The organism is Burkholderia sp. Ac-20365 (assembly GCF_017104715.1).
GTDB lineage: Bacteria > Pseudomonadota > Gammaproteobacteria > Burkholderiales > Burkholderiaceae > Paraburkholderia.
The window spans coordinates 276538-289419 of sequence record NZ_JAAGPI010000009.1; the positions used below are offsets into that span (position 1 = coordinate 276538).

Genomic DNA, 12882 nt, shown 5'->3' on the forward strand with positions numbered 1-12882 from the left:
GCTCGCTCACCACCACCGATAGAAATGATGCACTGGCCCGACGCCCTGACCGACGTCGAGCCGGTCGCTCTGTTCGAGCGCGCCCGTGAGCCAGATCTTCGCATCGGCGACGGCGCTTGCGAGGTCGTCGCGTTGCGGAATCAGCGCGGCAATCGCCGACGACAGCGAGCAGCCCGTGCCGTGCGTATTCTTGACAGGCACGCGCGGTGCGGCGAGGCGCATCGTGCCGCTGTCCTGAATCAGCCAGTCGGGGCTGTCGGCGGCGGCGAGGTGGCCGCCTTTCATCAGCACCGCGCGCGCGCCCAGCTTGCGGAGCGCTTCGCCCTGATCGACCATCGCGGCTTCGTCGTTGGCGCTCGATGTACCGAGCAGCGCGGCCGCTTCCGGCAGATTCGGCGTCAGCAGATCGGCGAGCGGCAGCAGTTCGCTGCGCACGGCGTCGACGGCTTCGGGCGCGAGCAGCGCGTGATTGCTCTTCGAGATCATCACGGTATCGAGCACCACGTGCTGCGGCTTGTGACGGCGCAGCGCATCGGCGACGGCGCGCACGATACCCGCGTTGGCCAGCATGCCGATTTTCACGGCGTCGATGCGGATATCGTCGAACACGGCGTCCAGTTGCGCGGTAATGAAGCCGGGGTCAGGCGTGTGAATCGCCGTCACGCCGCGTGTGTTCTGAGCCGTCAACGCGGTGATCACGCTCGCGCCGTACGCGCCGAGCGCCGAGAAAGCCTTGAGGTCGGCCTGAATGCCGGCGCCGCCGCCGGAATCGGAACCGGCGATCGTCAGGACGTTGGGAATCGGTCGGGTCATGAGAAAACCTGGAGAGCCTGGATAGCCTGAAAAGCAAAGGGCGCTTCGCGCGCCCAATAACGACGGGGAAGCCGCGGCGTCAGTGCCGCGCTTCGCCGATCAGCGAGACGGAATCGAACGCGCGCTGGTTCGCCTGATGGCGGCGCATCACGAGCCACATCATCACGCACACGAAGGTGCCGAACAGCACGATCACGATCGCGACGGGCACGTCGAGCCACACGAGCACGGCGTACAGGCAGAGCATCACGAGCACGGAGAGGTTTTCGTTGAAGTTCTGCACGGCGATCGAGTGACCCGCCGACAGCAGCACGTGCCCGCGATGCTGGAGCAGCGCATTCATCGGCACGACGAAGAAGCCCGACAACGCGCCGACGACCATCAGGAAGATATAGGCAAAGATCAGATAGCCGGGGACGTGCATCCGGCCGTAATAGATGCCCCAATGCGATGGAAACAGATGTTTCGTATAGAAGGCCATCAGCATCACGGCGATGCCCATGATGATGCCGACGGGCAGCACGGAAAGCGACTTCTTCAGCGGCACGCGCGCGGCGGCGATCATCGCACCCGCCGCGACGCCCACGGCGACGACGGCCTGCAGGATCGCGCCTTCCGACAGCGACATGCCCAGCGACACTTCCGCCCATTTCAGCACGATGAACTGCAGCGTGGCGCCTGCGCCCCAGAAGAGCGTCGTGACGGCGAGCGAGATCTGGCCGAGCTTGTCGTGCCACAGCACGACGAAGCAGTCGGCGAAATCGGTGATGAGCTTGATCGGGCCGTGTTCCTGACGCGGATAGCGGGCGCCCGTGTCGGGAATGCGCAGATTGAAGAGCGCGGCAACGATGTAGATCAGGATGATGATCAGCATTGCCGCTTCGGCCGGCGTGTGAATCGCGGACGGCGTGTGCTTGATGACATGCGACGCGATATGCGGGCTGATCAGCGCGCCGCCGAGCACGGTGCCGAGAATGATCGAGCCGACGGTGGTGCCTTCGATCCAGCCGTTCGCGGCGACCAGCCGGTCAGGCGGCAGCAGCTCGGTGAGAATGCCGTATTTGGCGGGCGAATACGCGGCGGCTCCGAATCCGACGATGCCATAGGCCAGCAGCGGATGTGCGCCGAGCAGCATCGTGATACAGCCGACCACCTTGATGGTATTGGTCACGAACATCACGCGGCCCTTCGGGCGGGAATCCGCGAAGGCGCCGACGAAGGCGGCCAGAACGACGTACGACAGCACAAAAAACAGCTTGAGCAGCGGCGTCATCCAGTTCGGGGCGTGAAGGTCTTTCAGCAGTGCAATAGCAGCGATCAGAAGCGCATTGTCGGCCAGCGAGGAAAAAAACTGCGCGGCCATGATGGTGTAAAAACCTTTTTTCATCTGATGCGATGCTTTCCTCGCTGCGGTCTGTCCGCCCCGGCCGTGAGATGTGCGTCCGGGCTTATTCCGTTCGAAATGGGTTGTGCGCACGGCTTTATATCACGAAAATAGCCGAATCCCGACTAGCAGAATCCTTGATCGCATTGTCGCAGTTGCCTTCGGCGCGTTGCAAACGCACTGTAAGCTACTGATTCGACAATGTCTTTACGAAAATATCCCATGCCGCGCCCAGTCTCAGCCACGATTCATACCGCCGCTCTCGCCAATAACCTCGCAGTTGCACGCCGTTATGCGCCGAAGTCCAAGATCTGGGCCGTCGTCAAGGCCAACGCCTACGGTCACGGGCTCGCGCGAGCGTTCCCGGGCCTGCGCGCAACCGACGGCTTCGGTTTGCTCGACCTCGAAGAAGCCGTGAAGTTGCGTGAATTGGGCTGGGCCGGCCCGATTTTGTTGCTCGAGGGCTTTTTCCGGCCCACGGACATCGACGTCATCGACCGCTACAGCCTCACTACAGCGGTGCATTCGGACGAACAGTTGCGCATGCTGGAAATGGCCCGTCTGTCCAAGCCCGTCAATATCCAGCTGAAAATGAACAGCGGCATGAACCGGCTCGGCTACACGCCGGAGAAGTTCCGTGCCGCGTGGGAGCGCGCGCGGGCCTGCCAGGGCATCGGCCAGATCACGTTGATGACCCATTTCTCGGATGCCGACAGCGAGCGCGGCATTGCGTACCAGATGGAAGCATTCGAGCGCGGCGCGCAGGGCATCGCAGGCGCGCGCAGCCTTGCCAATTCTGCTGCCACACTCTGGTGTCCGGAAGCGCATTTCGACTGGGTGCGGCCGGGCGTGATGCTGTACGGCGCGTCGCCGTCGGGCGTGAGCTCGGCGATCAAGGACACGGGCCTGCAGCCCGCCATGACGCTCGCTTCGGAACTCATCGCCGTCCAGACGCTAACCAAAGGCAACACGATCGGCTATGGCTCGACTTTTACCGTGCGCGAAGGCATGCGCATCGGCGTGGTCGCATGCGGCTATGCGGACGGGTACCCGCGTGTTGCACCCGAAGGCACGCCCGTGATCGTCGACGGTATTCGCACGCGGATCGTCGGGCGGGTATCGATGGACATGATCACCGTCGATCTCACGCCGTGTCCGTCTGCGAACGTTGGCTCGCGCGTCGAACTATGGGGCGCGCAATTGCCCATCGACGACGTCGCGCAGTCGTGCGGCACGATCGGCTACGAGTTGATGTGCGCCGTCGCGCCGCGCGTGCCCGTGCGCGCCGAATGACCGACACCAAAAACAACGACGCGTGACGAAACAAGTTGGCTAAACAGAAAACGATGTACACCTGCACGGAATGTGGCGGGCAGGCGCCGAAGTGGCAGGGCCAGTGCCCTGCGTGTCATGCGTGGAATACGCTCGTCGAATCGGTTGCGGAGTCACCATCCGCGCACCGCTTTCAGGCGCTCGCGAAGAGCCAGCCGGTGCAGCGGCTCGCCGAGATTCAGGCATCGGACGTGCCGCGTTTTTCGACCGGCGTGGGCGAGTTCGATCGCGTGCTGGGTGGCGGCCTGGTGCCGGGCGGCGTCGTGCTGATCGGGGGTGACCCCGGCATCGGCAAATCGACGCTGTTGCTGCAGTCACTCGCGGAGATCGCGAGCGAGCGACGCGCGCTCTATGTGAGCGGTGAAGAATCGGCGGCGCAGATTGCGTTGCGCGCGCAACGGTTGTCGCTGCTCGAGCCGGGTTCGCATGCAACGGATCTGCAACTGCTCGCTGAAATCCAGCTGGAGAAAATCCAGGCGACGATCGCCGAAGAAAAGCCTGACGTCGCGGTGATCGATTCGATCCAGACCATCTATTCGGAAGCGTTGACGTCCGCGCCGGGATCGGTGGCGCAGGTGCGCGAATGCGCGGCGCAACTGACGCGCGTGGCCAAGCAGTCGGGCACGGCCATCATCATGGTCGGCCACGTGACGAAAGAGGGCGCGCTCGCCGGTCCGCGCGTGCTCGAACACATCGTCGATACCGTGCTGTATTTCGAAGGCGATACGCACTCTTCGTTCCGGCTGGTGCGCGCGTTCAAGAACCGCTTTGGCGCCGTCAACGAGCTGGGCGTGTTCGCGATGACGGAACGCGGCTTGCGCGGCGTCGCGAATCCGTCGGCGCTGTTCCTGTCGCAGCATGAGCAGATCGTGCCCGGCTCGTGCGTGCTGGTCACTCAGGAGGGCACGCGGCCGCTGCTGGTCGAAGTGCAGGCGCTTGTTGACGCTGCGAACGTGCCGAATCCGAGGCGTCTGGCGGTCGGTCTCGAACAGAACCGGCTTGCAATGCTGCTGGCAGTGCTGCACAAGCACGCGGGTATCGCGTGTTTCGATCAGGACGTGTTCCTGAACGCAGTGGGCGGGGTGAAAATCACCGAGCCCGCCGCCGACCTCGCCGTGCTGCTCGCGATTCATTCGTCGATGCGTAATAAGGCCCTGCCGAAGGGCCTGATCGTATTCGGCGAAGTGGGCCTGGCGGGTGAAATCCGTCCGTCGCCGCGCGGCCAGGAACGTCTGAAGGAAGCCGCAAAACTGGGCTTTTCGGTTGCGCTGATTCCGAAGGCGAACGCACCAAAGCAGCCCATCGACGGATTGCAGGTGATCGCGGTGGACCGGCTCGAGCAGGCGATCGACCGTATCCGTACGCTCGAATAACCTCTTCGGACAGCGGCGGATTGAGTGGGCTTTCTGGCGTAATCCGCTGTAAATTTCTGCGGCCCGTCTGTAACCTAGGCGACTTTCGTTTTCCCTATCCTCGTGAAATGGAATGTCACGAGTGGAAAAGGAAGACGTCTTGAAACAGTCTCATGAATCCTCGGGCGAGCTTCTCTCGAATCTGCGCGGCTGCCGCGTCTCCCCGCCCATTCAGGGGCCGTGGGGCGGCGGCTGCCGGATCGTCGAATGGATTGACACGACCGGGCAGATTTCGCGGCGCGTCGTAGCGGAAAACGTCACGGCCGACGAAGTGCGGGCGACGATCCGGCACCATGTGGAAGGCCGCAAGCACCGGCTGATCGACGACGAGCGCGAGCCACGGCAGACGTTGCCGCGGCGTTGAAGCGAGCTGTGACGCTCCCGATCTATACCTGGCGCGTCTGCTCAGATTCCCCTTCGCTCGCGTGTTGCGCCATCAGCGCCTCACGCACGGCCAGATTGAACAGCGGATGCTGGGCCGCTTCCGCCGGCGTCAACACGGGCGAGACGCAGCAATCCAGCGGTACGAGCAGCATGCCCCATTCGTCGATCGATCGCGTCGCAATCAACTCGGCCATATCCTTGATCAGTTGCACCGCATCCGGCCCGGCGATCGCCTGGCCCAGGCTCCAGTGGCGCGTCGCCCAGTCGGGCCGCTCTAACGCCATGCACAGCGTTTCCCAGAATTTGAGTTCGAGCGCGCCAACCGCGAGCCACCGCCCATCGAGCGTCCGATACAGGTTGTAGCAGGGGACGCCTCCGTTCAGCAGGCCGCTCCCCGCGACGGGCGGCATGCCGTCATTGGCGAGCGCGACCTGCGCGACGACATTGTTCGCGTAGGTGCAATGCGCCATCGATACATCGACAAAACGCCCATCGCCGCCGCGCGCCACGGCCCATAACGCGGCGAGTATCTGATTCACGGCAGACAAGGCGCCGCCAAGCAGGTCCGCAATCTGGAAGTTGGGCAGAATCGGCGTGCCGTCGCGCGCAGCCAGTTGATCCAGCACGCCCGCATAGCCGATGTAGTTCAGATCGTGCCCGGCCAGTAGCGCGAACGGTCCGTCCGCCCCGTATCCCGAGATCGCGCAGTAAACCAGCTTCGGATTGATCACGCGTAGCACGTCGTAGCCGACGCCCAGCCGGTCCATCACGCCAGGCCGGAAGCTTTCGATCAGTACGTCCGCTTCACGCGCGAGCGCCATCAGCACCGTGCGTCCGCCTTCGGATTTCAGATCGAGCCGCGTTTCGCGCTTCCCGCGATTGACCAGCCGGTAGAACGCGCCGGGCCGTCCCGCCACGCGGTCGCTGCTGCTTTGCATCATCGTGCGCGTGGCGTCGCCGGCGCCGGGCGCCTCGATCTTCAACACGTCGGCGCCCATTTCCGCGAGCCTCAGCGTCGCGACGGGGCCGGGCAACAGGCGCGTCAGATCGAGCACGCGCAAGCCCTTCAGTGCGGCGGTAGACGACAATGCGCAGCCCTCCATCGATTGCTGGCGCGGCCTCGATTCCCTGACTGTGCCTTCGCGGTGGCGAAGGGGCCGTTAGCCGATTTGTTCGAGTTCCTCGTGCGCTTCGAGCCAGTCGGCTTCGAGCGTTTCGAGTCGTGCGTTGACATCTGCCTGACGGCGGATCGCTTCCGTCAACTTCGTTTTCTGCTCGGCGGCGTAGCTGGCGGGATCGGCGACGAACGCATCGAGCGTCGCCTTTTCCCCGTTCAACGCATCCATTTCCTTTTCGATCTTCGCGATACGGTTCTGCAACGGCTTCTTCAGGTGCGCGAGTTTCTGGCGCGTTTCCGCTTCCAGACGGCGCTGTTCCTTGCGATTCACCGACGCGTCCGCGCCGTTTGCACTCGCGGCCGATGCATCTGCCTTCAGCGCCGCGCGCTGCTCGGCCGCATGTTGCAGCAGCCAGTCGCGATAGTCGTCGAGATCGCCGTCGAACGGCTGCAACTTGTGCTTCGCGACGAGCATAAACTGGTCCGTGGTCGCGCGCAGCAGGTGGCGATCGTGCGACACCAGGATCAGTGTGCCTTCGAACTGCGCGAGCGCCATGGTCAGCGCGTGGCGCGTTTCAAGGTCCAGGTGGTTGGTCGGTTCGTCGAGCAGCAGCAGGTTCGGCTTCTGCCAGATGATCAGCGCGAGCGCGAGGCGCGCCTTTTCACCGCCGGAGAAGGGCGCGATGGCGGCGGTGGCCATGTCGCCGGAGAAGTTGAAGCTGCCGAGGAAGTCACGCAGTTCCTGCTCGCGGGTGTCGGGCGCGAGGCGTGCGAGATGTTGCAGCGGCGAATCGTCGGGCCGCAGCGTTTCCAGCTGATGCTGCGCGAAGTAACCGATCTGCAGGCCCTTGCCCTGACGCACGTGGCCACCGAGTGCTTCGAGCGTGCCTGCGAGCGTCTTGATGAGCGTCGATTTGCCCTGGCCGTTCGCGCCGAGCAGACCGATGCGCTGCCCGTTCTGGATAGACAGTGCGACACGATCGACAATCGGAATCTCGCTGCCGTCTTCAGCGTGATACCCGCAGCGCACGTCTTCCATCACCATCATCGGATTCGGCGCGGAGTCGGGCGTACGGAACTCGAACGTGAACGGCGATGCGATATGCGCGGGCGCGATCAATTCCATTTTTTCGAGTGCTTTCATGCGGCTTTGCGCCTGACGTGCCTTTGTCGCCTGTGCCTTGAAGCGGTCGACGAAGCTCTGCAGATGCTCGATGGTCTTGCGCTGCTTCTCGTAGGCGCTCTGCTGCAGCGCCAGTTGCTGCGCGCGCAGCACTTCGAACTGCGAGTAGTTGCCGCCGTACCGTTTGATCTGCTGGTTCTCGAGATGCAGCGTAACATTGCAGACCGAGTCGAGAAATTCGCGGTCGTGCGAGATCACGACGAGCGTGCCGGGATAGCGATGCAGCCAGTCTTCGAGCCAGACGATGGCGTCGAGATCCAGGTGGTTGGTCGGTTCGTCGAGCAGCAGCAGGTCGGAGCGGCACATCAGCGCTTGCGCGAGATTCAGGCGCATGCGCCAGCCGCCCGAGAAGCTGCCGACGCTTGCGCGCGTCTGGTCGAGCGTGAAGCCCAGGCCGAGCAGCAGCGCTTCGGCCCGTGCGGGCGCCGTGTACCCGTCGGCGTCGGCGAACGAGGCGTGTGCTTCGGCTTCGGCTGCGCCGTCGTGCGCGGCGGAGGCGGACGCGATGCGCGCTTCGATCGCGCGCAAGGCGGCGTCGCCGTCGAGCGTGTACTCGAGCGCGGTTTTATCGACGGCGGGCGTTTCCTGCGCGACGTGCGCGATCTGCCACGACGGCGGCATCGAGACGTCGCCGCCGTCGGCGTGCAGTTCGCCGAGCAGCACGGAGAACAGCGTCGATTTGCCCGCGCCGTTGGCGCCCACGAGGCCGGCCTTCTCGCCGGGGTTGAGCGTAAACGTGGTCTGTTCGAAGAGCGGCTTCGTGCCGCGCGCGAGACTGAACTGGTTGAAGCGGATCACAGCAGGGCCGGCTTGAAGAAAAACGCTATTTTAGACTGCGCGGGCACGCTCGGGCATTGGCCGGTCGGCCAGGTGGCGCGGGGCAGCAAAAAACCTACACTAACGACAATCATGGAGGGCAACACATGGCAGCAGACAAGTCTTCGATTTATTCCTTTTCGGCACGTACGCTGAACGGCGAGCCCGTCAATCTCGAGCGCTACGACGGCAAGGTCATGCTGATCGTCAACACGGCGAGCGAGTGCGGCTTCACGCCGCAATACGCCGGTTTGCAGAAGCTGCATGAGCAGTACGCGGCGCGCGGGCTGGAGGTGCTCGGCTTTCCGTGCAACCAGTTCGGCAAGCAGGAGCCGGGCGATGCCGCGCAGATCGGCGCGTTCTGCGAAAAGAACTACGGCGTGACGTTCCAGATGTTCGACAAGGTCGACGTCAACGGGTCGGATGCACATCCGCTCTTCAAGTATCTGAAGGATGAGGCGCCCGGCGTGCTCGGCATTGAAGCCATCAAGTGGAACTTCACCAAGTTTCTCGTCGACCGCAATGGCAAGGTCGTCAAGCGCTACGCGCCCACCACCAAGCCCGAAACGATCACGGACGACATCGAAACGCTGCTGTAAGCGCCGTGCAGGAAGCTACAGGATCGGCGCGAACAGCCGCGCGACATGCATCAGCACGCGCCGCAGCGCCGGCGCGTTGCGATACTCGCGGCGGTCGATCTCGAATGCTTCCGCGAAGTCGCGCAGCAGCATCTCCTCGACTTCGGCCGCGAAGCCGTGATCCACGGTCAGCACCATGATTTCGAAGTTCAGACGGAATGACCGGTTGTCGAGGTTCGCGCTGCCGATCGCCGCGGCAACGTCGTCGATCAGCACCACTTTCTGATGCAGAAAGCCAGGCCGGTAACGGAACACGCGCACGCCTGCGCGGATCGAGTCGTACGCGTAGAGCTTCGACGCCTCGAATACCACGCGGTGATCGCGCCGGCTCGGAATCAGAATCCGCACGTCGACGCCGCGCAGCGCCGCGAGACGCAAGGCTGCGAACACGGCTTCGTCTGGCACGAGATAGGGCGTGGTGATCCAGATGCGCTCGCGTGCTGCGTTGATCGCTTCGACGAAGAAGAGCGAGCAGGTCTCCTGCTTGTCGGCGGGGCCCGTCGGCACGACGAGACAGTGCATGCCGTCACTGGGACTGGCGGGCGGCGGCGAATCGAAGTGCGGCAGATCCTGCGTGGCCCAGTACCAGTCTTCCGTGAACACGAACTGGATGCTCGCGACAGCGGGGCCGCGCACTTCGATATGCGTATCGCGCCACGGCGAGAGCGGCGGCTTGCCGCCCAGATACTCGACGCCGACGTTATGTCCGCCGACGAACGCACGCTCGCCGTCCACCACGACGATCTTGCGGTGATTGCGGAAGTTGAGCTGGAAACGGTTGACGAACTTGCGGTTGGTCGCGAACGGATGCATCTGCACGCCGCCCGCGAGCAGCGACGCGACGTAGCGATGCGGCAAATCGAAGCTGCCGATGCTGTCGTACAGCACATACACGCGCAGGCCTTGCGCAGCCTTCGCGAGCAGGGCGTCCTTCAGCATCTCGCCGAGCGCATCGGCGCGCACGATAAAGAACTGCACGACCACGTAGTTCTTTGCGTTTTCGATCGCATCGAGAATCGCCGCGAAGGTCGCTTCGCCGTTCACGAGCGTGCGGACATGATTGCCGGGCAGAAACGGCATGCCGGACAGGCGTGTGAGCGAGCGCACGAAATGATGGCCGAGCGCTTCCGTCGGGCGGCCTTGCGAGGACGCCTCCGTATCCCACTCGGGCGGATGCGCACGGGTGCGCAGCGTTTCGTTTTCGAGGCGGCGCGCGTCGGCGTAACCGGCGAACTTGCTGCGGCCGAGAAACAGATACGGCACCAGCGTCAGGTAAGGCATCGCGACGAGCGACACCGCCCACGCAATCGCGCCTTGCGACGTGCGGGTGTGCAGGATGGCGTGGCAAGCCGCGATCACGCCCAGCGCATGGGCGAGAAACACGAGCGTACCGATGTGGAGCAGGTCGAATTGCATAAGCGTGCGAACGATGACCGTCGCGCTGCGCGTGGTTAGCTTTGTTTGGGCATTTGTCGAGATATGGCTCGGATGCCGCGTTGCCGCAACGCGGTCGCGCTCATATTACCCAAAGCGCTCGCATCGCGGTCAGCCGGCCAGCAATTCGTGACGGGCTTTTTGCGCCAGGCGACGCTTATGCACAGTGAATGCGCGGGCCCCAAAGCACACGACGCACGGCGCCCGAAGGGCAGCGTGCGTCGTGAAGTCCAGTTATTGGGCGTCAAATGCTAGGTGCTGGGCAGATCGCTTGCCTGGATCAGGAACACGTTATCGTCGCCGGCGCTGGTCGACATCCATACGAGATCGAGGCCACCGAACGCCGCTTCGACATGTGCGCGTTCGTTGCCGATTTCGACCACCAGCACGCCTTCATCCGTCAGCCAGTTGCGCGCCTCGGCGATGATGCGGCGCACGATATCCATGCCGTCCGCGCCGCCTGCAAGCGCCATTTCCGGTTCGTGCTTGTACTCGGCGGGCAACTCCTTCATCGATTCCGCGTTCACGTACGGCGGATTCGTGATGATCACGTCATAGCGGCGCTCGGCCAGAGGCGCGTAGAGATCGCCTTCGAAGAGCGCGACCCGCTCGTCGAGTTCGTAATCATGGACGTTGCGCGCGGCGACTTCGAGCGCGGCGGGCGACAGGTCGACAGCGTCGATGTCGGCGTTCGGGAACGCATGTGCCGCGAGAATTGCGAGGCAGCCCGAGCCCGTGCACAGTTCGAGCACCGCGCCAACCTGTTCGGGATCCTCGACATACGGCTGCAGGCCGTCCTGCAGCAGTTCGCCGATGAACGAACGCGGCACGATCACGCGCTCGTCGACATGGAAGCGATAGCCGTGCATCCACGCTTCCTGCGTGATGTACGCGGCGGGCACGCGATCGGCCGCGCGCCGTTCGACCACCTTCAGCACGGACTGGATTTCTTCGTCCGTCAGGCGGGCGTCGAGGAAAGGCTCAAGCAGATCAATGGGCAGATGCAGCGTGTGCAGCACCAGATACGCGGCTTCGTCATAAGCATTCGACGAGCCGTGGCCGAACGCGAGACCGGCCTGGTTGAAGCGCGACACCGCGTAGCGCAGCACGTCGCGAACCGTGGAAAACGGATGAGTCATGATCCTGGGCCCTCCGTCAGGCGATCAGTTGTTCGAGCACGCGTCGGTAGACGTTCTTGAGCGGCTCGATATGTTCGACTTCGATATGTTCGTCGATCTTGTGGATGCTCGCATTCAACGGCCCGAATTCGATCACCTGCTTGCAGATGCGCGCGATGAAGCGGCCATCCGACGTGCCGCCCGTCGTCGACAGTTCCGTCGTGAGGCCCGTCTCGTCGCGGATCGCCTTTTCGAGCGCGTTCGACAGTTCGCCGCGCGGCGTGAGAAAGGGCAGGCCGCTCACGGTCCACTTCAGGTCGTAGTCGAGACCGTGCTTGTCGAGAATCTGGTGCACGCGGCTTTGCAGCCCTTCGACCGTGCTCGCCGTCGAGAAGCGGAAATTGAACATCACCTCGGCATGGCCCGGAATGATGTTGGTCGCGCCCGTGCCGCTGTGCAGGTTCGACACCTGCCACGTAGTGGGCGGGAAGTATTCGTTGCCTGCGTCCCAGTGCTCGGCGACCAGTTCGGTGAGCGCGGGTGCGAGCAGGTGCACCGGGTTCTTCGCGAGATGCGGATACGCGATATGCCCTTGCACGCCCTTGACGGTCAGCTTGCCCGACATGGAGCCGCGGCGGCCGTTCTTTACCATGTCGCCGAACTGCGCGCTCGACGTCGGTTCGCCGACCACGCAATAGTCCATGCGCTCGCCGCGCGCCTGCAGCGCATCGACGACCTTGACGGTGCCGTCCGTCGCCGGACCTTCTTCGTCGCTGGTGATGAGGAACGCCAGCGAGCCGCGATGCTGCGGATGCGCAGCCACGAACTCCTCGCTCGCCACGACGAAGCCGGCAATCGACGCTTTCATGTCAGCGGCGCCGCGGCCATACAGCTTGCCGTCGCGGTGGGTCGGCTCGAACGGCGCGGAGTGCCATTGATCGAGCGGGCCCGTCGGCACGACGTCGGTGTGGCCCGCGAACGCGAGCAGCTTGCCATCCGTGCCTGCCGTACCGCGCTTGACGGCCCACAGGTTCGTCACGCCGTTCGATTCGATCGTTTCGCATTCGAAGCCGATCGCGGACAGACGCTCGATCAGCAGGCGCTGGCAGTTCTGATCGTCGGGCGTGACGGACGCGCGGCCGATCAGGGCTTCGGTAAGGGCAAGGGTGCCGGACATCGATTCAGTTCCTTCCAACCAGCAGGCGTGGCGCATGTCCACGCTTGAAACCAGGGTGAAAAAATGCCGGCCCG

Annotated in this window: 11 protein-coding genes; 4 read left to right on the plus strand and 7 right to left on the minus strand. The window is 63.8% G+C overall.

What is annotated here, in order from left to right; all coding sequences use genetic code 11:
- Positions 1-6 precede the first annotated feature (6 nt).
- Both thiD and lplT read right to left on the minus strand, forming a co-directional pair.
- On the minus strand, positions 7-813 hold the full coding sequence (thiD, locus tag G3O01_RS18835) for a bifunctional hydroxymethylpyrimidine kinase/phosphomethylpyrimidine kinase (protein WP_205806640.1): 807 nt from the start codon (positions 811-813) through the stop codon (positions 7-9).
- 79 nt (positions 814-892) lie between these two features.
- On the minus strand, positions 893-2200 hold the full coding sequence (gene lplT, locus G3O01_RS18840; protein WP_205806641.1) for a lysophospholipid transporter LplT: 1308 nt from the start codon (positions 2198-2200) through the stop codon (positions 893-895).
- Positions 2201-2419: 219 nt separating this feature from the next.
- Here lplT and alr point away from each other — a divergent pair, with 219 nt between their 5' ends.
- From alr to G3O01_RS18855, 3 genes are all read left to right on the plus strand, one after another.
- A complete protein-coding gene (gene alr, locus G3O01_RS18845) occupies positions 2420-3490 on the plus strand; it encodes an alanine racemase (protein ID WP_205806642.1) in 1071 nt (356 codons plus the stop codon).
- Between the two features lie 35 nt (positions 3491-3525).
- Complete coding sequence (gene radA, locus G3O01_RS18850; RefSeq protein WP_205806643.1) at positions 3526-4902, plus strand: DNA repair protein RadA; 1377 nt, start codon at positions 3526-3528, stop codon at positions 4900-4902.
- A gap of 139 nt (positions 4903-5041) precedes the next feature.
- Positions 5042-5305 (plus strand): DUF2866 domain-containing protein, encoded by a 264-nt coding sequence (locus G3O01_RS18855; RefSeq protein WP_205806666.1) that lies wholly within the window; start codon positions 5042-5044, stop codon positions 5303-5305.
- A 22-nt stretch (positions 5306-5327) separates the two neighbouring features.
- On the opposite strand, the gene G3O01_RS18860 is transcribed toward G3O01_RS18855, so the two are convergent.
- Positions 5328-6428: a CaiB/BaiF CoA-transferase family protein gene (locus G3O01_RS18860; protein WP_205806644.1), complete on the minus strand. Its 1101-nt coding sequence runs from the start codon at positions 6426-6428 to the stop codon at positions 5328-5330.
- A 57-nt stretch (positions 6429-6485) separates the two neighbouring features.
- Positions 6486-8423, minus strand: coding sequence for an ATP-binding cassette domain-containing protein (locus G3O01_RS18865; RefSeq protein ID WP_205806645.1), 1938 nt, complete (start codon positions 8421-8423; stop codon positions 6486-6488).
- 125 nt (positions 8424-8548) lie between these two features.
- Between G3O01_RS18865 and G3O01_RS18870 the strand changes: the two genes are divergently transcribed.
- Positions 8549-9040, plus strand: coding sequence for a glutathione peroxidase (locus G3O01_RS18870; protein WP_205806646.1), 492 nt, complete (start codon positions 8549-8551; stop codon positions 9038-9040).
- A 15-nt stretch (positions 9041-9055) separates the two neighbouring features.
- On the opposite strand, the gene cls is transcribed toward G3O01_RS18870, so the two are convergent.
- From cls to dapE, 3 genes are all read right to left on the minus strand, one after another.
- On the minus strand, positions 9056-10495 hold the full coding sequence (gene cls, locus G3O01_RS18875) for a cardiolipin synthase (protein ID WP_205806647.1): 1440 nt from the start codon (positions 10493-10495) through the stop codon (positions 9056-9058).
- A gap of 269 nt (positions 10496-10764) precedes the next feature.
- Positions 10765-11652, minus strand: a complete 888-nt coding sequence (prmB, locus tag G3O01_RS18880; protein ID WP_205806648.1) for a 50S ribosomal protein L3 N(5)-glutamine methyltransferase — start codon at positions 11650-11652, stop codon at positions 10765-10767.
- Between the two features lie 16 nt (positions 11653-11668).
- Complete coding sequence (gene dapE, locus G3O01_RS18885) at positions 11669-12808, minus strand: succinyl-diaminopimelate desuccinylase (protein ID WP_205806649.1); 1140 nt, start codon at positions 12806-12808, stop codon at positions 11669-11671.
- Positions 12809-12882 lie beyond the last annotated feature (74 nt).